We start from the raw sequence: 20,180 nt of genomic DNA, 5'->3' as shown, positions 1-20,180 counted from the left end.
TCATCGAAGCCTAGTTGAAAATCTTAAGTAACTAAGTGCAAATAAACTTTATATTTCAATGCTTCTAATTAGTAAAGTATTGACTATCAACTATGAAGTTAATTTGTGCGGCATGACTTACTAGGTTGTTCAGCAAGGTAGCAAAAATCCTGGCCGAGCTAATTCGTAAGAGCAAAAACCAAAGCAACCTTAACAACAAGACGTAAGATGATAGAGAGAATTTTGCTGGCTGTCTCTGGATTAGGGCACGCAGAAGAGATGCTCAAAACATTGAAAGAAGTGCCATCAATCCAGTCTGCAAAAGTTACAGTTTTGCACGTTGTTCCCGCTCAATCTAACGCTACTGCCATGACAGAGAAGTGGGAAGAAGGCGGCAAAATCTTGGCTAATGCAATTCAGTCTTTGAACTTAGATCCGAGTCAAGTTTCTTCAATTTTACGGCAAGGCGATCCCAAAAGTGTGGTTTGCCAGGTAGCTGATGAAATTGATGCTGACTTAATTATCATGGGTTCACGCGGACTCAAGCGACTGCAATCGATTTTATCAAACTCCGTGAGTCAGTATGTTTTTCAATTGTCTTCTCGCCCCATGTTGCTGGTAAAAGACGACATTTATGTCAAAAGAATTAAGCGCATTATGGTGGCAATTGACAACTCTGATTCAGCAAAGAACTGCTTGAATTTAGCTCTATTTTTACTAAGAGATATTCAGGGTGGTCAGCTAATTTTGGCTAATGTGACTACAGATTTGCGTGGTAAATCATCTGAAGTCAATGAAATTACCCCGGAAAAAAATTCTGTTTTGGCTGCAGCAGCTGCACAAGCAGAAAGACTGGGAATTCAAACTCGTTGTTTCATCAGCAGTGGCAAACCAGGTGAAGAAATTTGTCGTTTGGCGGAGCAGTTAAGCACAGACTTATTGTTGTTGGGTTCTCCAGATCGTCGTCCATCGGTGGCCAAGAATTTTGTTGATATAGACAGACTAATAGGTGCATCTTTGTCTGATTACGTCCGAGTCAATGCTACTTGTCCTGTATTGTTGGCGCGTACAGTCGCTTAAGATGAGAAGGAGTCAGAAGGCAGAATTCAGAATGTTAGTGCAGGGTAGATATTCGCTTCAAAATGGAAATTTTTCTTTTTTCACGCGCATTTCAAGTCGGCGATTGGAAAGCAAGATTCATCAACCACTCCTACAGCATCCCTTTTCTGTATTTTGGCTCCTGAATTCTTCTTGGTCAAAATCAACTTAGCTGTTGACCAACGAAAAACCCCTGCACGAAGAGTGTAGGGGTTTTTATTTTATAGACAACGTATTAACTATCTTTTTTACCTTCGCGGCTGGCAGTTTGAATGTACAGAATTAACAAAAACACAGAGGGAACTAGTACGAACAGAATGCTCGCTACGAACCCTAGGTCATTAACTTGCATGGCAATAAAGCCTCTCTTAAATTTCCAGTCAACAACATTAGAATAGCATCATCGATGACAGAGTTTATCAATTCACAATTCAAAAAGAGGCAACTCAATACTGGCAGTCCTTTTAGTGCTTGGCTAGATGCAATTGCCAGCCATGACCGCTGAACTCAAATGCTTAAGGCTTCGTTACCACGCTAACTGGCCCATTTACTAAAGTTTGGCAAGCAAGGCGGTAATTTTCAGGCTTTTTTTTCAACTTCTTGTTCTCTACATCTGTGCGGGGAGAAAGATTGTCTATCCCTTCGACTACTTCCACGATGCAAGTGCCACACTGTCCGTAGCCACCGCAATTCGTCATCTTGCCAAATATTGTATAAATGTCAATGCCATTTTGTATTGCTTTGAGCCGGAGGTTAGCCCCGTCTGCAGCGATGATTTCTTTATTTTCTTTAACGAATTTGATATTACCCATATTGATTCCTCCTTAACTGTAAGTGTGGCTTACAGCTTTGTGTTTACATGGTTTGATATACCGTATTACTTTCTTATATTAAGTTATTACAAAATATGAAGAAGTATCAAGTTTTGAGAAGTTGATGTGACAAAAAAATAGGACAGGTGAGATACCTGTCCAGGAGATAGTCAATAGACTGGCTTACCTAAAACCCACAGCTGCTTGCCAAACAAAAGCTAGCAACAAGAAGAAGACCGGAATAATTGGCAGAACGTCTACCAAAGGGTCAAAGATTTGGTAAGCTTCGGGCAGTTTTGCTAATAAAAGTGCTGCTTCCATGTTTGTTTAAATCCACCTATCCAACACAGCATTCATAATTGAGATGTATCGTAACATGGATTGGGTATTGGTCATCGGTTATTTGTCATTTGTCACTTGTACCGAGCGGAGCCGAGGTATTGGTTATTTGTCGGGAGTCGGGAGTCGTTTCTCATTTTCCATGATTCAATTGAGCCAGTGACCAAATTCTGTGGCAAAGCGATCGCTTAATATTGCCTCGCGGATTTTTTGGGTAAAGCGAATTAGTTCTGTGATGTTGTGGATACTCAACAAGGTGTAGGCTAAAATTTCTTGCGATCGCACTAAATGAGATATGTAAGCACGGCTAAAGTTTTGACATGCATAACATGGACAAGTTTCATCTAATGGGGCAAAATCTTCACGAAATTTAGCATTTTTCAAATTCCAGCGATCGCCCTGCACCATCGCTGTACCATGCCTAGCCCAGCGGGTAGGAATTACGCAGTCAAATAAATCTACACCAGAAGCAATGGCGATCGCCATCTCCCGATATGTCCCTACACCCATCAAGTAACGCGGCTTGTCGGGTGGTAGCAGTGGTGCTGTAGTTTGCACGATCTGTGCCATCAATTCTACTGGTTCTCCCACACTCACGCCACCAATGGCATATCCTGGCAAATCTAACTTAGCTAGCGCTAAAGCGGCTTGGGAGCGTAAATCTAGATACACACCACCTTGCACAATGCCAAACAACGCTTGATCGCTGCGTTTATGGGCGACAGTACAGCGTTCTAGCCAGCGGTAAGTCCGCTCAGTTGCAGCTTCTACCTCTTGGCGAGTTGCGGGGTAAGGTGGACACTCATCAAACGCCATAATTACATCTGCTCCCAGAGTATTTTGGATTCCAATGGAGCGTTCTGGTGTTAAATTGATAATTTGTCCATCGTGTGGTGAGCGAAACGTTACACCTTCTTCTGTAATTTTTCGCATTTCACTGAGGCTGAAGACCTGAAACCCACCAGAATCGGTGAGCATCGGCCCGTGCCAACCCATAAACTTATGCAATCCACCACCTCCAGCCACGATCGATTCCCCTGGTTGGATGTGGAGATGATAAGTATTAGATAATACCATTTGTGCCCCAGTGTCCTTAAGTTGGGCTGGAGTCACAGTTTTGACATTCGCCAGCGTCCCCACCGGCATAAATCTGGGAGTTTCTACAGGGCCATGAGGTGTAAAGAACACCCCAGCCCTAGCTTTTGTCTGGCTGCACTGAGCTAGACATTGAAAAGAAAAGTTATCACTCAAAGCAAAAATAAATTATGGGGAATAGGGCATAGGGCATGGGGCATAGGACAGGGAGCAGGGAGCAGGGGGAGAAATTACTGATAAATCTTGACCTCTTGCCCTGAGCGTAGCCGAAGGGTTGACTCTTTACAAATGACCCTTGACCAATGACCAATAACTAATGATATTAGAACGAATCAGAGGTATCATCATCAAATTCCGCATCCCATTTGGCTGAGAGTACTTGCTCCATCATCGCTTCTATGGCGCTGACGTTCAAATTGCGATCTCTACGTTCTTGGGAGGGAGTGGAAAGGGGAATCAGCCGCAGACAGACGCCTTCTTGCATCAGATCAAAGTAGGTTTGTTGTTGCGGAGACTGTTTCAGTTCTAGGTAATCAAAACTATGAAGATTCAAATAAAGCGCATTGTTCGCAACTAGTGTAGACCGTTGTGAGTTGGCGAAGACTTCCATCACATCCCCATCACCCTCACTGAGTAACTGGCTTTCTTGGGTGTAGATGTAGTGGACTCGACCTAAATCAGCCAGTAATCGGCGCATGTCGAGCTTATTCACGATAATGCCCGTGTTCACAATACACGGAGCTGGTATCCTGGTGTCGGGTAGATGGTGACTCATAAGGAAATGGGGAATGAGGGAAGGTGAGTTACAACACAAGCTTTACAGCTAGGCGAACTCCCTACATTTAAAAAAATATCAATTTTGTAGGGCGATCGTCTAATAACCTGGAATCAGTTGTTAGCTCAAGAATACAAAACAAAGCCTTTTCTAATGCAATTTTTACTTCCTGAATTAATGGAATTTTGTAAAAAAGGATACTATTATATACATTCATCACTTAGATAAGCATAACAAAATTTTTTGCATGAATCTGGACGCAGAATAAATCTTATCTAAAGCTTTAAAATCTTCTGCTGCTTCTTGTGCGGGAATTATAAACGTCATTTTGCAAACAGTTTTTTGATAATTGTAACTAATATGACGAAGCAGCATCAGTGGTGGAAAAGGTTGATTGCAAGTATTATATTTTACAGCAGTATTCCCATGCCCTATGTACACGATTTAGAATTTGGTCAGGTGGCACAGCTTGCTCCACTTGTAGGACTGATGATTGGGGGAATTTTAGGGCTATGCGATGAGGGGATGAATTATTTGGGTATGCCAGTGCTAACCCGTAGTGCTTTGGTAATAAGTATTTGGATGGGCATAACTGGAGGACTACACTTAGATGGCACAATGGATACTGCCGACGGCTTGGCAGTAGGCGACCCAAAACGGCGACTAGAAGTGATGGCAGATAGTGCGACTGGTGCATTTGGAGCAATGGCAGCGATCGCCTTAATTTTACTAAAAACTACGGCATTAACTGATATAGGGGAAAATCGTTGGTTAGTGTTAATGGCGGCTTGTGGGTGGGGACGCTGGGGACAACAGCTAGCGATCGCCCGATATCCTTACTTGAAACCAACTGGCAAAGGCGCATTGCACAAACAAGCCATTCGTTCCTATCAGGATTTATTACCGGGACTGCTGCTGTTGTTTGGTTTGAGTGGTTTAGGTTTTTTGCTAAATAGCCAGCGCCTATTTTTAGCAATGGGAATGATATTCGCAGGAAGTGCGATCGCCACTTTAACAGGTGCCTGGTTCAACCACAAACTAGGCGGACATACAGGAGACACCTACGGCGCGGTCGTAGAGTGGACTGAAGCCCTATTTCTGTGCGTGCTGACTATTCTTTAGGGACTGGGGATTGGGGACACTTCGACAAGCTCAGTGCAGCGCTGGGGATTGGGGGAGAAATAACTAAATAATTATTGACCCTTGACCCTTGACCCTTGACCAATATCACTTAATCGGTTGCAACTTTGTCACCTTAAGTTTAAATTTCCCCACCCCTGTTTCGCCAAAAGACCGGACGCGAATGATATACGTCCCGCTTTCTACAACTCGGGTAAACAGTAGAGAATTACTGCTCCCATCGGGCCCGTCGTCATTTTCTGCTAACGTTCCTCCATCGGGTGCTAGCAGTGTGATAATGCTGTCAAAATTTTCAGAGGCTAAATCAACAGCTAAATTATCGCCCTTATTCAACTTCACCGTATAATCACGGGCGAATCCACCTTGACCTGTGGGAATATCTTTGTCTGAAAGCGTATCGGTAAATTCTGTACTAGAAGCTAAAGGAATAGGACTATATAACTTATTTTGAGCAAAAGCTGCTCTTGTACTCATACCAATTGTCAGTAATATCGCAGGAACAATAATTACTTTTTTCAATCCTGCCACAAAAACTTTGCTGATCATTTAAAGCAGTTTTCTCACAAAAACAAGGTAATCTGGTTAATTATAAAGTTCTCAGGTCTGGCTTGCCCACGACTTGTTTAGTTATGTGTCTTTTACAGTGGTAGCGACTGCTGCTAGCCCCAAGAACCCAATTCCACACTGACCAAGTGTTTGCACTGCGGAAGCAGCAGTAGCACCAGTGGTATAAATATCGTCCACTAATAGCACTAGGGGATTTGAATAACGGCTTAATCCTTTTCCCACAGCAAAAGCTGCAGTTAAGTTTTTTTCTCGCTCGGATAACGATAAACCAAACTGTGCTTTAGTTTCTCGGACTCGTTCCAAGCCATCGAGTTTTAATTTTAAACCAGTTGTTTGGCAAAAGCTTTGTGCTATCAACGCCGCTTGGTTATAGCCACGTTGCTTGAGCTTGCTGGCGTGGAGTGGGATGGGAACAACTACCAAATGTGTATCAGATTTTGGTGAATTTAATAACCATGCTTCCCCTAACCATTGACCCAAAAGATGAGCGATTTGGGGTTGGTTTTCGTATTTCATCGCGGCGATCGCTCTTTTTAAGGTACCACCATATACCCCCCAACTAAATACTGGTATCGCTTCTTGCCACCGTGAATTAGGGTCTTGAAGGTGACACGTTTGCAATTGTCGCTCACAGTATAAGCAAAGTTCACGATCTGTGGAGCGTTGACACAGCGGACAATGGGATTGGAGAAAAAGGTTAAGTAAGCCTTTGAGTGCATTTTTGCCATAAATCACGGCTAGTCTGTCCTTTTGACATCAGGTATGGCTGATAAGCTGTTACGCACTTAAATTGTATATTTCGCGCTGAGTTTGTCAAAGGTCAAGAGTCCAAGGTCAAATCCTAGCTTGGACTCTTGACTTCTTGCCCTGCCTGAGCTTAGTCGTACTGCGAAGCAGTACCCGCAGGGTAGGGTTGACCCTTGACAAACCTTCTTCGTGAGTGTATTTGGTTTAGGCGTGCATCAGCTTATCAATTGTCATTTGTCATTTCTCCCCATTCCCCATACGGCAAGTATCATCAGCCACGAATGCTAGGATACTAATGCTCACGACCCTCACATTTGCTCCCACAAGTTATGCAAAACACAGAAACGACGCTACAACTTCGCCTGTGGACAGTTGAGGACTACCACCGGATGGCGGAGGCGGGAATTTTTGGTGCAGAGGAACGGGTGGAACTGCTAGAAGGAAAGATAATTTGGATGATTGCTAAAGGAACAGCCCATCGATCTGCAGTGGGGAGAACATATAAGTTATTAGAAAACCGTTTAGGTGATCGGGCTTGCATATCCATTCAAGACCCAGTTAAGTTAAATGAACGGTCAGAGCTAGAGCCAGATGTTGCTGTTGTGAAAATAGACCCTTTGGACTATGCAGACCATCATCCTACGCCTTCTGAGGTTTATTTTATTATTGAGGTAGCCGATAGCAGTCTGAAACTAGATTGTGAAACCAAAGCTAAAGCCTACTCAAAAGCAGGAATTATTGATTATTGGGTGTTGGATGTAGTTGGTCGTCAATTGCATGTTTTCCGCCAACCAGCTGAAGATGGCTATCAAAGTGAAGAGACTTTATCAGAAGATAGCACTATTTCACCTTTAGAGTTTCCTGATTTGCAGATTGGGGTATTTGAGATGTTACCGCTGGTAGTTAAGTTGTAGATGAAGGTGATATTTCTCAACAGCCTCATAGCTTAAGTTTTTGGTTGCTGAAGGAATTTCACATAGACGCGATCGCACCTTGTTGTTTCTACACCCGTTGCTGGTTCATAACCCTTGCTTTCATATAATTTGACTGCTTCCACCAAAACACTGGCAGTTTCAATCCAAATTTGCTGAAAACCACGGGCGGCGATCGCTGTTTCTAGTTGTTGTAACAAATATTTTCCTAATCCTAATCCTCTGGCGCTGGGTAAAATATACATTTTACGGATTTCTACGGCTTTTTCGCCACGATGAACAGGGTAGTACGCCCCAGTACCTATTACCTGGCTTTGGTGTTCAATTACCCAAAATTCACCACCTGTTGCTAAGTAACACTCTTCGACTTGCAACACATCGCGGTCTGCACCATTTGGTTCCCAACCCAGTCCATATTCTGATAGTACATAACTGATGACTGCGGCTGCGGCTGTGCGATCGCCCTGCTCCCAGTTACGAATCAAAAATTCACCATACCTAGCTTTCATCAAGTCACAATACCCAGATTGCTGAATATTTCGATTAAATTGCCATCAGGGTCACGAAAATGAGCCGTGCGAATTCCCCAGTCTGAGCGATCTGCTGGTGATGTGACAATTGTAGCATAGCTGTCTTTGAGTTGCTGACATACCTCATCTACATCATCTACTGCAAAAATCAAGGTTATTTTATCTTGACTGGGGAAAGACGAAGGTGGCTCAGTACTTGCGGTTACTTGAGTCATTAAATCTTTTGGGAATAAAGCTAGCTTAATATTTCCAGTACTAAACTCAGCATATCCGCTATTTTCATTGCCCCAATCGACATCCAATTGCAGCACGTCACGGTAGAACAAAAAAGAATTTTGGTAGTTGGAAACAAGCAGTCGAATGTGTGTGAACTGAAGTTTCATATCTATAAGGAATCCGTTTTGATTTTTGAACTTACTTGCATAGGCAATAGGCAATAGGGAAGAAGGCTTTATTAAGTTGTAAGGAGTTTTTTCAAAAATCAAATAGGAGTTCTATTACACCTGATAACTGATTTATTGATAAGAGGCAGGGGCAGGGGGAAAGGTACAAACCTTGACCCTTGTGGGCAAAAGCCCCCTTGCTCCTTTTCTCCCCTGCTCCCCTGCTTTTTTCACTCGTCTGTATCCGGTGCTAAATCATCCTCTGTCAGTTCCTGGTGTGGGATGGCGGCAATAATTGCATCGATGACTTTGGAAACTGGTAAGATCTCGATATTCAGATCGGGAAATTTTTGCCCTTTGGGAACGATCGCTCTTTTAAATCCCAGTTTGGCTGCTTCTTTCAACCGCAGTTCCATTTGCGAAACCGATCGCACTTGTCCACCTAACCCAACTTCCCCAATTAAAACTGTCCCTGGATCAACAATGCGATCGCGGAAACTCGCTACAATAGCGATCGCTATCCCTAAATCTACTGCTGGTTCGCCGACATTCAACCCACCCGCAGAAGCGACGTAAGAATCTAATTTAGACATGGGAATTCCCACCCGTTTTTCTAACACGGCGAGGATTTGCACCAAGCGGTTATAGTCTATACCAGTCCCCGCACGGCGAGGGGAAGGATAACTTGTCGGACTCACCAAGGCTTGCAACTCAACCACAATTGGACGAGTCCCCTCACAAGCTACCACAATGGCAGTACCAGGAGCCGGATCATCACGGTTGCCTAAAAATAGCTCTGAAGGGTTAGGCACTTCCCGTAATCCGTTCGCTACCATTTCAAAGATACCAATTTCGTGAGTCGCGCCAAAGCGGTTTTTTACTGTTCGTAATAATCGATGGGAGGCAAAGCGATCGCCTTCAAAATACAATACCGTATCAACTAAATGCTCTAAAACTTTCGGACCAGCGATCGCCCCTTCTTTCGTAACGTGTCCCACAATTAACATTGTGATGTCTTCATGCTTTGCCACTTTCATCAGTGCTGCTGTACATTCTCGCACCTGAGCTACAGAACCGGGTGCCGAGGTAAGAGCCGGAAAAAACACCGTTTGGATACTATCAATCACCGCCACATTCGGCCTCAAAGAATCTATTTCCCGAAGAATTTCTTCTAAATCAGTTTCTGGCAAAACATACAAATCTGCGCCGACGGTGTCAGGTGCAATTTCTTGAGGATTCTCCACGACCACCAGTTCTTTAACATCATCAACTACAGTGACAGTATTAGAGACTCCCAAACGAGAAGCTCGCAGCTTGATTTGTTGTCCTGATTCTTCCCCAGATATGTAAAGAATGCGATATCTCTGCGCCAGTTTATTTGATACCTGTAATAATAGAGTAGATTTACCGATACCAGGATCGCCACCAATCAGCACCATAGAACCGGGGACAATCCCACCACCAAGCACCCGATCTAGTTCTTCATAACCTGACTCCCAACGAGCAATTTGGCGATCGGTTATTTGTTCAAATGTTAATGAAGCTCTGGCTTTAGCCGGTTTAGCGTGAGATTTGCCATTAGTTTGAGTTGATTGCCAATTACCTACTCCCCCGCGCGTAGGTACGTCTCCTGAAGATTGTATAGAAATTTGCTCTTCTAGAGAATTATAAGTCCCGCAAGCTGGACATTTGCCGAACCATTGAGGCGATTCTGAACCACATTCGTTACAAATATAAAAGGTTTTAGGCTTTGCCATTCTTAAATCTTATTAAAGAATCTTAATTTTTACTTCATTTTTGCAGAAAACTAAAGTCTAATAATAGTAATAGTTGTAGCTTTTTCCAAATCAATTGATGGAATGATATCTTAATATTATGGTATTAAAAATTAATCATGAAAAATTTTAGTTAAGGAGCGCTAAAAAACTTGGAAAGTCATAAAGAAAAAATCCTGGTGGTAGACGACGAAGCCAGCATTCGCCGGATTTTGGAAACGCGCCTTTCCATGATTGGCTACGATGTTGTGACGGCTGGCGACGGTGAGGAAGCTTTGGAAACTTTTCGTAAATCTGATCCTGACCTTGTAGTCTTGGATGTGATGATGCCAAAGCTAGATGGCTACGGTGTATGCCAAGAATTACGTAAAGAATCTGATGTCCCAATTATCATGCTAACAGCCTTGGGCGACGTTGCCGATCGCATCACCGGGCTAGAATTGGGTGCTGATGACTATGTAGTTAAGCCATTCTCCCCCAAAGAACTAGAAGCTCGTATCCGCTCAGTACTGCGGCGGGTAGACAAAACAGGCGCTTCTGGTATTCCTAGTTCTGGAGTCATTCATGTCGGTAATATCAAAATCGATACGAATAAGCGACAAGTCTATAAAGGCGATGAGCGCATTCGCCTGACAGGTATGGAGTTTAGCCTACTAGAGTTGTTAGTGAGCCGCTCTGGTGAAGCTTTTTCCCGTTCAGAAATTTTGCAAGAAGTGTGGGGTTACACACCAGAACGCCACGTGGACACCCGTGTGGTAGATGTGCATATCTCCCGTTTGCGAGCCAAGTTAGAAGATGATCCCAGTAACCCAGAATTAATACTCACAGCCCGAGGTACTGGTTATTTGTTTCAACGGATAATCGAACCAGGGGAGGAGTGAACAGTTAACAGTTAACAGTGAACAGTTAACAAACTGATACTTCGACTACTTCGACTACTTCGACTTCGCTACTTAATTCGGCTACGCTCAGTACAAGTCAGTACAAGTAACTGATAACTGATAACTGATAACTGACAAATGACAAAACCCGATCCCAATGTAGTTTTACGGCGGCTACCTCTTTTTGTTGGTGGGTTAGGCGCTGTACTTTTGTTAATTAACCGATTTTTGACACCAGAACTCACAAATTCCCAAGCGCGTGGGGATGTGCTGGGTGTGATTTTGTGTGCGGTGTTGATTTTGACGGGTTTAATTTGGCAGCAAGTACAGCCGCGATCGCCCGATACTGTACAACTAATAGGAGAAGAAGGTTTTGTCTTAGCAGCAGATTTACCAGAAGCCGTGAAAACAGAACTAGCCTGGGCATCGCATTTATTATTGACTAATACAGTCACGCGATCGCTTATAGTTTTCTATCAAGGCCAAGTTTTGTTGCGTCGCGGTATTCTGGGGACTAAATCTGAAGTTACACCAGGGCCAATCTTAAAGCGGGTGCTAGAAAAACAACAGGCAATTTATTTAGTTGCTTTATACGTTTATCCCGGCAAAATTGAATTTGATTATTTGCCAGATAATACTCAAGGTGTAATTTGTCAACCTATCGGTGACAAAGGAGTCTTGATTTTGGGAGCAAACGCACCTCGCAGTTACACCAAACAAGATGAAATTTGGATTGCTGGCATAGCTGATAAATTAGCAGTTAGTCTTCAAAAGTTAGAATTTAAGAGTTAGAAATTACAAATTAGCGACTTCCACGTAAAAAAATATCCAACTATCTCTGAAACTGGGCATACTATAGGACTCATATTTGATTGCTGAAAAGATACGTAGGGGAGCCAGTCGCGTGGGCGGGTTTCCCGACTTGAGGGAACTGGCGTTGTGTTAGCCATAGCGTAACGCACCAAACCCTTGATAATGGTGCGTTACGCGAAACGCTAATACACCCTACAAATACCCAATTTTGTTCAAAAATCAAACCGGATTCCTATATAAGCCCAAAGCCACTTGCTACAAGATGGTAAACCTCAGGGGAGAAAAGCTGCACAAATGACGAATGACAAATTATGCAAATTATTTATTGGTTGCTGATTGCTCTCATGCTTGTGGGTATTATTGGCGCTGTGGTTCCCGCTATTCCTGGAACGACTTTAATTTTAATCGCAATTATTATTTGGGGAGTTGTTAGTAGTTCCTTTGCCGCTATTAAAATACCACTGATTGTCACAGTTATTGTTTTGCTCCTCAGCATCGGAGTGGATTTCTTGGCTGGTTATATCGGAGCCAAACAAGCCGGTGCTAGCAAGTGGGGACAAATTGGTGCTTTTGTTGGGTTAATAGTAGGATTTTTAGGATTATTACCAGCTTTGCCTTTTGGTGGTCCGCTGTTAGGCATATTATTAGGGCCACTTTTGGGAGCAATTGTCGGTGAGTACCTTTATCAACGTCAATTGGGATTAGCGGTGAAAGCTGGTATTGGGATTGTAGTGGGAACGTTAGTGGGGAATTTGATTCAGGGTGTATTAGCAATTTCCGCAGTAGCAATTTTTCTCTTTACAACCTGGTCACAAGTATATGGTGCTTAAAGGCTTAACAGAAGCCGAAATTTCCACCATCAAAGCATTAGGTGTAGTGGAAAATCAACAAAGCTGAAATTAACCATCACCTTCATCAGCAAACAATGATTCTAAATCTTGACGACCACTAAATCAGTTCTTGAAGACTGCTGACCATTGTCAATGTCTCCCATTTCAGGTGTTGGTGTTACCGTAAATCGGATGGCTTGCTTTATTCATCAACTAAAAAAGCCGCTATGTAGCGGCTTTTAGTAAATGGGCAGTACCAGACTCGAACTGATGACATCCTGCTTGTAAGGCAGGCGCTCTACCAACTGAGCTAACCGCCCGTTTTAATCATGCTTATTTAATATAGCAGAGTATTCTGTATTGCGATAGTGGGTTTGAGAAAATATTTTTTTCTCCTATACCTCTTCTGTCACTTTCCCTAGATAAAAAGATGTAACCCTTACCAGACAAGAGTTTTAGTCTAAGGTAATGATTATATCCATGATGTTAGGAAATAAAGCCACAAACCTAATCCCAGTAAGAGTTTCAAAAGTTTACTTCAATTTTTGTTTTCGGAGAGTGACAAAAGCGGGCTATAGGACTACTATTTGATTTTTGAAATATACGTAGGGGAGCCACTGCGTTGGACGGGTTTCCCGGCTTAAAGCAAGTGGCGTTGGGCAATGCCCACCATATCCGGGTTTTGGTGGGCATTGCCCACCCTACAGATACGGAGATTTTTTCAGAAATCAAATAAGATTGCTATATACTGACTCAGTATTAAGTTACTCAGCATTTAGGATGCCCTCTGGTCGGACGCACGATCGCATTACTTTGTATGCTCTGCCGTTCGTGGCGGGCGTGACTTTGTGGCAGACTCACAGTAGTAATGCGACTTTGTTGGTTGCAGGTGGGTTTTTGTTTGGGGGGCTGATGTTCGGCCCGGATTTGGATATTTATTCTGTACAATTTCAACGCTGGGGGTTCTTGCGTTGGATCTGGCTACCTTATCAAAAAAGTCTGCGCCATCGTTCTTTTTTGTCCCACGGGCCGATTATTGGTACAACGTTGCGGGTAGTTTATCTGGGCACTTTGCTAACAGTCGTGGCAATTGTCGTTTTGCTCATTGCCGAAAAGCTGGGAAATTTTACTTTGAATTGGCAGGATTTAAGTTTAACTGTGGGGCGATCGCTCTCGGTTTATCCTACTGAATATATTGCCCTATTTTTGGGTTTAGAACTCGGCGCGATGAGCCATTCTCTTAGCGATTGGGGTGGTTCTGCATATAAGCGTTTCCAAAAGCAGGGGGTTAGTGGGTTGCTTCCTAGTGGCAAAATTAAGAAGCGTAAAGTTACCAGTCGTGGTAGTCGTAAAGCTACAGTTAGCAGAAAGAGCAACGGAAAAACGACAAATGACAAATAGCAAGATTGATACTTTGGCGGCGTTGCAAGAGTTGATTGAGGTAGTGGCGAAATTGCGATCGCCTGATGGTGGCTGTCCGTGGGATTTAGCACAAACGCCGGAAACTTTGACACCCTATGTGATTGAAGAAGCTTACGAGGTGGTGGATGCGATCAAGAGTGGAGATCAAGAAGCGATCGCAGAAGAATTAGGTGATTTACTATTACAAGTAGTATTACAAGCTCAAATAGCCAGCGAATCTGGGCAGTTTTCCCTCAAAGAAATCGCTGAAGGTATTTCCCAAAAGCTGATTCGTCGTCATCCTCATGTGTTTGGTGATGTGTCAGTGGCGAGTGTAGATGAAGTTCGGCAAAACTGGGAACAAATTAAAGCCGCAGAAAAGGGAGAAGCATCTCCAGAAAATCAAAAACTCAGTACAAAACTCAGTCGTTATGGGCGCACCCTTCCCCCACTAACCGCAGCCATGAAGATTTCCCAAAAAGCTGCGGCTGTGGGGTTTGAATGGGAAAATATCGCTGGGGTGTGGGAAAAGTTTCACGAAGAGATGGAGGAGTTCCAACAAGCCTTGGCTGAAGAAACACCTGCACGACAACAAGCAGAATTAGGTGATTTACTCTTTGCGACGATTCAACTAGCCCGTTGGCATAATCTTGATCCTAGCGCCGGATTACAAGGCACAAATGAGCGATTTGTCCAACGGTTGCAAAAAATGGAAGCCTTTGCTGACCGTCCTCTTTCAGATTACAGTTTAGAGGAGTTAGAAAAGTTGTGGCAACAGGCAAAAGCCCAACTTGCTCAAGAGTGAAGGGACTGATAACTGATAACTAATAACTGATTTAAGATTTTTTAGCCCCGAACCACTTATCATATATTTCTTGATAAGTGCCGTTTTCTTTGAGATTTAGCAAGGTGCTATTAATTTGTTTGCGGTATGGACTGTTATTGGGTAAAACAATGCCGTAGTTTTCTTCACGGAAGATACTACCCACAACCTCTACTTTTCCCTTACCTTCATTAGCAGCATAGAAGAGAAGCACGGGAGCGTCAAAGACTACAGCGTCGGCCTTTTTTGTCTGCAAAGCATCATAAGCTTGATCAATTTTGGCGACTTCTAAAACTGAGATTTTGTGTTCTTTCAGATATGTCGCAGCTGTGCTACCAGCGGTTGTAGCTACTAGCTTACCTGGTAAATCATCCACGCTTTTGATATCTCCCTGAAGCTGTTGCACAGTTAGCGAGGTGGTGGCGGTGGCTGTAAAGTAGGCGACAAAGATAACTCCAATGAACATCCAAATAATAGCTACCAAACGTCCAATTACACCTCTGGGCATTTCGTCGGCTTGGGTGGCTAAGGTTGCAGCAGCCCACCAACCAGCTTTGAAAATGCCGGGGAAGTATGACTTAGAAATCATCCCTGCTTGGTGATGGCGCTCAGATAACCAAATGATGTGAGCTGCCACTACAATTAGTAGCAAAGCTAGGCCAATGACTTGCAAAAGTGCGGCTGAAAAAAATAATTGCAAAATATTGGGAAAACCACTGCTGTTTTTCTCTGGGTTTCGTACCAAAATCTGCAGCCCCGCCGCAAACATGGGTAAGGAAAAATCAAATTGCTGCTGTCGTTCGGCGGTAATTGATATGGCAGCAATCCCGACGTTGGCTTTGCTATTTTTAACAGCAGAGAGCAAGTCTGCAACTGTGGGATATTCAATAAATTTAGATTCCACACCTATTTGACGGGCGATGCTGCGCCAAAGATCAATACTGAATCCCGATAGTTCACCTTTTTCTGTAAATACAAAGGGTGGTATGGCCCTGGTTGCTACTAGCAACGATGGTTGGGGTTGAGGTTTTTGTGACTGGACTGGGTGGACTATCAACAAAAGTGCTAGTAGTCCGCCCACTAAAACAAGCCAGATGTGTAGTTTTGGGAAATACCTGAATTGGCGAAACTTACTAGCGATCGCATTTATCATCAGCATTGTCTGGGGGTTGTATCCAATATTTAATTATCATCCTTACCCCATACCAAATATCACATTCCGCCCTCTCAGGTATTGTCTATCTACAATTTGATCGTCACAGTCTTGATTTCGGTGCTTACGAAAATTGGCAACACGGTTGTTAGACATCGCCAGATACTACTTCAACTCTCCGACTCTTCGCAGAGCTTCATCATAAACCTGCCTACTAAGGCGAAATTTACCACCCGTTTGTAGAGCATCAAGTTGTTCTTGCAAGTTAAGAATAACCCTTTGCTGTTTTGCCCAAATCAAAAGACCTACCGTACCGAGTACAGGTAAAGCTATGCGTCGTGCAACTTGCCGCGCTTTCTTTTCGTCCAGCAGCAGAGCCTCTGAAGGTTGCTCACAAAATAGTGCGATCGCTTCAGCCTCACCATCGTCCAAATCTTGCTGTAGCGATAGTATAAGAGTCTTGTTCGCTACCTCTTGAACTGTCAGCCAAATATTCAAACCAGTCGCAATTTCTGTAGTCCCTGCTCGTCCTGCTCCAGTTTCGACAACTTCATGCCAGACTGCCTGTGGTATCAAAATCCCATCCGAGAACCGTTGCGTTAATATAGACAACTGCCCAATGCTGCTTAGGGCAATCAAGACCGAAGAATTGCTCGTGGCTCTCAAGCTAAATGCTCCAACGTATTCAAATCGTTGTCTAATTCTTCTAAATCATAACTACGTTCAATGGCTTCATCTCCCAGTAATGAGTGGAATTCCCATTTTGTCATTTGCGCCAGTTCTCTTGCTCTTCCAAAGGAGAGCAACCCCTTCTGGTATAGACGAACAGCCAATTCACGTTGTATGCGAGAAAGGCGTTCTGATTGTGGAAGCTGAAGAGACTCCGCCACATCATTTGGAATTTCAAGCACTAACCTACTCATATTTTACTCCTACTTTGTGATTAGTGATAACGTGGATACTCCGTCAGGTGCCCAATCATATACTACATTATCAGTCTGCCACACCTCTTGCTGCATTGATTGCTTCCTCTACTTTGACCCGAAAAAACTCTCGCTTTGGGTTAACCCGATTTTCATTGAGAAGATGGTGAGATTTCTGCTCCACTGCTTGAGGCCATGAGGTAATTGTACGATAAGCCACCTCAAAAGCATCGGGAACACTTGTGGTGTAAAGACTCTTAGCCCGATCCTCAGGCAACCAGGAAGTCAGACCGACTTTGACAAGATCCGGCATTGAGGCATTAGTAAGCACGTAGACAAAGCCGACTGTATGCATTGGGGTAGTCATAAAACCCAAAATCGCTCTTATATAAGAAGTGCATTTATTAGACCTGTTGGGAAATAGTAAGAAAAATAGCTGAAATGCTTACACAGAATGAGTTTCAATCGCTTTAAACAAAAATCGCTGAAATGCTTACTTAGAGGGGCTTTCGAGAATTTTTGAGCTTATTACTTAACAAGTCTATTACAGTTGGCTGCCTAACTATTTATTATACGGAATTTTCTGCACAACTTCCAATGGAACAACTTCTAAAGAAACTCCTCGAACAGGTGCAAGATGTTATCAGGCTTAACGGTTTTGGTAGGCATTGCTAAAGCGCCGGTCAAGTACAAGTAGTTGACGTAAAGCGCAGGATATGGGGTTATGTTAATCGAACGTTTATGGACTCAGTTTTACTGCAATCGTTAACAACTAGACCTAAAAAGTTAGCCGGAAATAGGCGTTTTGACCAGATACACATAATTTTGTTTTTGTCAATACTCTCTACTCGACCGGCGCTCTAGGCAATGCCCACCCTACGTATATTTCAAAAATCAAATATGAGTCCTATAGACTGACTACGTGTAATTTCAAAATCCAATAATAGTTCTGTCCCTAGCCACGAAAAAAGGAGACGGTGACAAACCGCCTCCTAAGCAAAATACAGCTTGGAAAAATTAGAAATGCTCTGGGAACAGGCTAACTGCTGTGTATAAAAATCGTCAAGACAATTCCCAAAATAATTGCGCCTCCACCAAGGATAAATGACCAGAAGCGGTGATAACTATTCACAACAGTGCCACCCTCACTGGTGATTTGGATCAAATCCATCCAAGGTGCAACTCCACGGCGGAACCAACCTACAGCCCCAACCTGTTCACCAATCAAGCTTTGCACTCGCTTGATCCCAAACAAGAAATTACCGATGGGGCCGAAGCGGGAAGCGTAGTGGAGATAAAGCATCCCGCTTCGGTCTTGAATTTTCAAATCTGCACCAAATTTATTCCCTGCGTCGCCACGACCGATTAATTGTCCTGCAAGTTTTGCAGGTTGTCCGCGTAACGGGCTGGCGTAGGGGTCTGACATCAAGGTCAGAATGTCAGTTTCTGGTGCTTGTTTGTAGTCGGGGAACATCACCAATGCTTTGATGAGAATGCCGATTCCTAAGCCAATGAATGGCGCACCAAATAGCAAACCGAGATTTTGAGAACTGGATAAGAGAACTAAGCCAATTACTCCGCCAACTAGAAAACCGATAGTCTCTGCACCGTAAAGCACCACATCTAAGAAGAAGTTGCCATAAAGCTTACCTTTATTCAAAGTTTTACCTTCGCCGATGACTCGCCCCATATCAAATTCAGTTGGTAAACCCAGTTGTTCGGCGTAGGTGCTGAGGGCGCGGACTCGTTTACCTGTGAGGGGATGAGTGGAATTTAACTCCATCCACCAAGCCCAAGGGTTGAATATATCCCACAAAAAGACGCGACCGATTTTTTGCGTGTCGGAGGCGATGCGGTAAGCTGTACCAGTGGAAGCGGCGGCTTTATGGTCATAGATACCTAGGGCGCGGGTGCCTTCAATCAAGCGGCTGGGTTCTTGGGCGCGGGAACCTTCTTCTAAAATACCGTAGGCAATCTTCACTAAGGCGCGGGATAATCCATTGGGATTCCCTGTGGTTTCGGCGGCGAAGTGGTCAGCAAAGTATTCTCGTGTCCGGGAGAGATACAGCAGTAGGTAAGTGCCGATGATATAAAATACGTAGGCGACTAGGGCAGCCGTTTGCAGGGCATCTTTAATTTTGTTATCGCCGCCACCCCGACCAAACCTGCTAGCTGTGATGTAAATTAGGTAACAAATTTGCACTAAGGTGGAAGCTACTGTCATCACGGCAAAGTCCCAATGGACGATGTGCCCTAGTTCGTGAGCATAGACGGTAGCAATTTCATCATCATCTAAGTAAGTGAATAGTCCTTGACTGACGACTAACCGGGCGCTGTTGGGTAATGATCCATAAGTAAAAGCCGTGGGGTTTTGGTCGTCAATGATGCCTAGGCGAGGGACTTTGATATTTTTTTGCTGACAGACTTGGCGAATAATTCTTGCTGTCTCTGGACTCTGGTTTTCTACGTCTTCTATCTCTACCCAGCGGGTTTGGTAAAGCCAGCGCTGGGTTAAGTCCATGAGGAAGGGAGAGCAGAAAAAGGCGGCCAGATTAAAAATTAGGGTGATGGCAATAGCGATCGCTAATCCTTGCAGTGGATCGTCACTACCCAAAATCAATACTAAGCTCAAACCCAAGGCGAACACCATGCCAAACAGCAAAATCATGGTGACACCAGACGCTAAGGCTAAACTTCCACCCACACCACCCATTGCTAGTTTGACACCAGCAGTCGCCGCACGTCCGGCTTTTTCGATGGTGCTAGATGGCGTAGCAACTTCCCTTGGTAGAGAATTACGGGCTTGTTCTGCCCAACTACGTACTTGTGGGTTGGCACTCATCAGTAGCCTTTGACACAGGATGGTGGCTTTTTCAATTTCGCCTGTGCCTTGATAGGATTTCATCAGCCACATCTGCGCTGTGAGATAATCTGAAGAATTTTGATCTACAGCATCCCGGGAGACTTGTTCTAATATTTGAACGGCTTCGTGATAACGTCCTTGTTGAAAAGCATCTAGTCCAGATTGCAATGACATAGTATCTCCCTGGTAAAGGAGTAGTATTTGATCAATCAATACTCAATAGATCCAGGGCTTGTCATTACCATTTCGCAAAATTTCCAAAAATCGGTATAGTTAGTTATTTTTACCTAAGTAAAAGACTAGAGAAACTGGACTAATGTT

23 protein-coding genes and 1 tRNA gene are annotated in these 20,180 nt (G+C 43.7%); 8 read left to right on the top strand and 16 right to left on the bottom strand.

All coding sequences use genetic code 11. The features are described from left to right. Positions 1-207: 207 nt before the first annotated feature. Positions 208-1,059 carry a universal stress protein gene (locus CAL7507_RS02295; RefSeq protein ID WP_015126805.1) on the top strand — a complete coding sequence of 284 codons (852 nt, stop codon included), beginning with the start codon at positions 208-210 and terminating at the stop codon, positions 1,057-1,059. 253 nt (positions 1,060-1,312) lie between these two features. Here the strand turns inward: CAL7507_RS02295 and psbM are convergent, their stop codons facing one another. The 5 genes from psbM to CAL7507_RS02275 form a co-directional block, all read right to left on the bottom strand. After that, entirely contained in the window at positions 1,313-1,429 is a 117-nt protein-coding gene (gene psbM, locus CAL7507_RS30400) for a photosystem II reaction center protein PsbM (RefSeq protein WP_015113622.1), read from the bottom strand. A gap of 163 nt (positions 1,430-1,592) precedes the next feature. Further along, entirely contained in the window at positions 1,593-1,889 is a 297-nt protein-coding gene (locus CAL7507_RS02290) for a 2Fe-2S iron-sulfur cluster-binding protein (protein WP_015126804.1), read from the bottom strand. A 183-nt stretch (positions 1,890-2,072) separates the two neighbouring features. Then, the gene (locus tag CAL7507_RS02285; RefSeq protein ID WP_010995059.1) at positions 2,073-2,210 is read right to left on the bottom strand and encodes a photosystem II reaction center protein K; all 138 of its coding nucleotides are present in this window, start codon (positions 2,208-2,210) and stop codon (positions 2,073-2,075) included. A gap of 165 nt (positions 2,211-2,375) precedes the next feature. Further along, positions 2,376-3,479 (bottom strand): tRNA guanosine(34) transglycosylase Tgt, encoded by a 1,104-nt coding sequence (tgt, locus tag CAL7507_RS02280; protein ID WP_015126803.1) that lies wholly within the window; start codon positions 3,477-3,479, stop codon positions 2,376-2,378. Positions 3,480-3,645: 166 nt separating this feature from the next. Then, positions 3,646-4,098: a hypothetical protein gene (locus CAL7507_RS02275; RefSeq protein ID WP_015126802.1), complete on the bottom strand. Its 453-nt coding sequence runs from the start codon at positions 4,096-4,098 to the stop codon at positions 3,646-3,648. 360 nt (positions 4,099-4,458) lie between these two features. On the opposite strand from CAL7507_RS02275, the gene cobS reads away from it, so the two are divergent. Next, positions 4,459-5,220, top strand: coding sequence for an adenosylcobinamide-GDP ribazoletransferase (gene cobS, locus CAL7507_RS02270; RefSeq protein WP_042341150.1), 762 nt, complete (start codon positions 4,459-4,461; stop codon positions 5,218-5,220). Between the two features lie 105 nt (positions 5,221-5,325). Here the strand turns inward: cobS and CAL7507_RS02265 are convergent, their stop codons facing one another. Beyond that, the gene (locus CAL7507_RS02265) at positions 5,326-5,784 is read right to left on the bottom strand and encodes a PPC domain-containing protein (protein WP_015126798.1); all 459 of its coding nucleotides are present in this window, start codon (positions 5,782-5,784) and stop codon (positions 5,326-5,328) included. A gap of 81 nt (positions 5,785-5,865) precedes the next feature. Beyond that, complete coding sequence (locus tag CAL7507_RS02260; RefSeq protein ID WP_015126797.1) at positions 5,866-6,540, bottom strand: ComF family protein; 675 nt, start codon at positions 6,538-6,540, stop codon at positions 5,866-5,868. A gap of 341 nt (positions 6,541-6,881) precedes the next feature. On the opposite strand from CAL7507_RS02260, the gene CAL7507_RS02255 reads away from it, so the two are divergent. Next, positions 6,882-7,466 (top strand): Uma2 family endonuclease, encoded by a 585-nt coding sequence (locus tag CAL7507_RS02255; protein ID WP_015126796.1) that lies wholly within the window; start codon positions 6,882-6,884, stop codon positions 7,464-7,466. A gap of 32 nt (positions 7,467-7,498) precedes the next feature. On the opposite strand, the gene CAL7507_RS02250 is transcribed toward CAL7507_RS02255, so the two are convergent. From CAL7507_RS02250 to radA, 3 genes are all read right to left on the bottom strand, one after another. Further along, positions 7,499-7,993 (bottom strand): GNAT family N-acetyltransferase, encoded by a 495-nt coding sequence (locus CAL7507_RS02250; protein ID WP_015126795.1) that lies wholly within the window; start codon positions 7,991-7,993, stop codon positions 7,499-7,501. Beyond that, entirely contained in the window at positions 7,993-8,397 is a 405-nt protein-coding gene (locus CAL7507_RS02245) for a VOC family protein (RefSeq protein ID WP_015126794.1), read from the bottom strand. Before CAL7507_RS02245 ends, CAL7507_RS02250 begins: the two co-directional genes overlap by 1 nt. A gap of 230 nt (positions 8,398-8,627) precedes the next feature. Further along, positions 8,628-10,154 (bottom strand): DNA repair protein RadA, encoded by a 1,527-nt coding sequence (gene radA, locus CAL7507_RS02240; RefSeq protein WP_015126793.1) that lies wholly within the window; start codon positions 10,152-10,154, stop codon positions 8,628-8,630. Positions 10,155-10,324: 170 nt separating this feature from the next. Here radA and rpaB point away from each other — a divergent pair, with 170 nt between their 5' ends. The 3 genes from rpaB to CAL7507_RS02225 all read left to right on the top strand — a co-directional run bounded on the left by rpaB (position 10,325) and on the right by CAL7507_RS02225 (position 12,696). After that, a complete protein-coding gene (rpaB, locus tag CAL7507_RS02235) occupies positions 10,325-11,053 on the top strand; it encodes a response regulator transcription factor RpaB (protein ID WP_011318678.1) in 729 nt (242 codons plus the stop codon). 138 nt (positions 11,054-11,191) lie between these two features. Further along, positions 11,192-11,845 carry a cofactor assembly of complex C subunit B gene (locus CAL7507_RS02230; protein ID WP_015126792.1) on the top strand — a complete coding sequence of 218 codons (654 nt, stop codon included), beginning with the start codon at positions 11,192-11,194 and terminating at the stop codon, positions 11,843-11,845. Between the two features lie 332 nt (positions 11,846-12,177). Then, positions 12,178-12,696, top strand: coding sequence for a DUF456 domain-containing protein (locus tag CAL7507_RS02225; protein ID WP_015126791.1), 519 nt, complete (start codon positions 12,178-12,180; stop codon positions 12,694-12,696). Between the two features lie 247 nt (positions 12,697-12,943). On the opposite strand, the gene CAL7507_RS02220 is transcribed toward CAL7507_RS02225, so the two are convergent. After that, positions 12,944-13,016: transfer RNA gene (locus CAL7507_RS02220), tRNA-Val, on the bottom strand. Positions 13,017-13,476: 460 nt separating this feature from the next. Between CAL7507_RS02220 and CAL7507_RS02215 the strand changes: the two genes are divergently transcribed. Then, on the top strand, positions 13,477-14,097 hold the full coding sequence (locus tag CAL7507_RS02215; protein ID WP_015126790.1) for a metal-binding protein: 621 nt from the start codon (positions 13,477-13,479) through the stop codon (positions 14,095-14,097). After that, complete coding sequence (mazG, locus tag CAL7507_RS02210; protein WP_015126789.1) at positions 14,087-14,902, top strand: nucleoside triphosphate pyrophosphohydrolase; 816 nt, start codon at positions 14,087-14,089, stop codon at positions 14,900-14,902. Before CAL7507_RS02215 ends, mazG begins: the two co-directional genes overlap by 11 nt. Positions 14,903-14,933: 31 nt before the next feature. Here the strand turns inward: mazG and CAL7507_RS02205 are convergent, their stop codons facing one another. The 5 genes from CAL7507_RS02205 to CAL7507_RS02185 form a co-directional block, all read right to left on the bottom strand. Continuing rightward, complete coding sequence (locus tag CAL7507_RS02205; RefSeq protein ID WP_042341724.1) at positions 14,934-16,073, bottom strand: transporter substrate-binding domain-containing protein; 1,140 nt, start codon at positions 16,071-16,073, stop codon at positions 14,934-14,936. A 165-nt stretch (positions 16,074-16,238) separates the two neighbouring features. Continuing rightward, a complete protein-coding gene (locus tag CAL7507_RS02200; RefSeq protein ID WP_015126787.1) occupies positions 16,239-16,739 on the bottom strand; it encodes a DUF3368 domain-containing protein in 501 nt (166 codons plus the stop codon). Then, a complete protein-coding gene (locus CAL7507_RS02195; protein WP_015126786.1) occupies positions 16,736-16,996 on the bottom strand; it encodes a UPF0175 family protein in 261 nt (86 codons plus the stop codon). Before CAL7507_RS02195 ends, CAL7507_RS02200 begins: the two co-directional genes overlap by 4 nt. Before the next feature lie 70 nt (positions 16,997-17,066). Then, positions 17,067-17,363 (bottom strand): GIY-YIG nuclease family protein, encoded by a 297-nt coding sequence (locus CAL7507_RS02190; RefSeq protein WP_015126785.1) that lies wholly within the window; start codon positions 17,361-17,363, stop codon positions 17,067-17,069. A gap of 672 nt (positions 17,364-18,035) precedes the next feature. After that, positions 18,036-20,033, bottom strand: a complete 1,998-nt coding sequence (locus CAL7507_RS02185) for a zinc metalloprotease HtpX (protein WP_015126784.1) — start codon at positions 20,031-20,033, stop codon at positions 18,036-18,038. Positions 20,034-20,180 lie beyond the last annotated feature (147 nt).

The sequence above is a fragment of the Calothrix sp. PCC 7507 genome (genome assembly GCF_000316575.1).
Taxonomy (GTDB): Bacteria; Cyanobacteriota; Cyanobacteriia; order Cyanobacteriales; family Nostocaceae; genus Fortiea.
The sequence above is the reverse complement of the archived record's forward strand: the minus strand, read 5'-3'. Positions and strand labels throughout refer to the sequence as shown.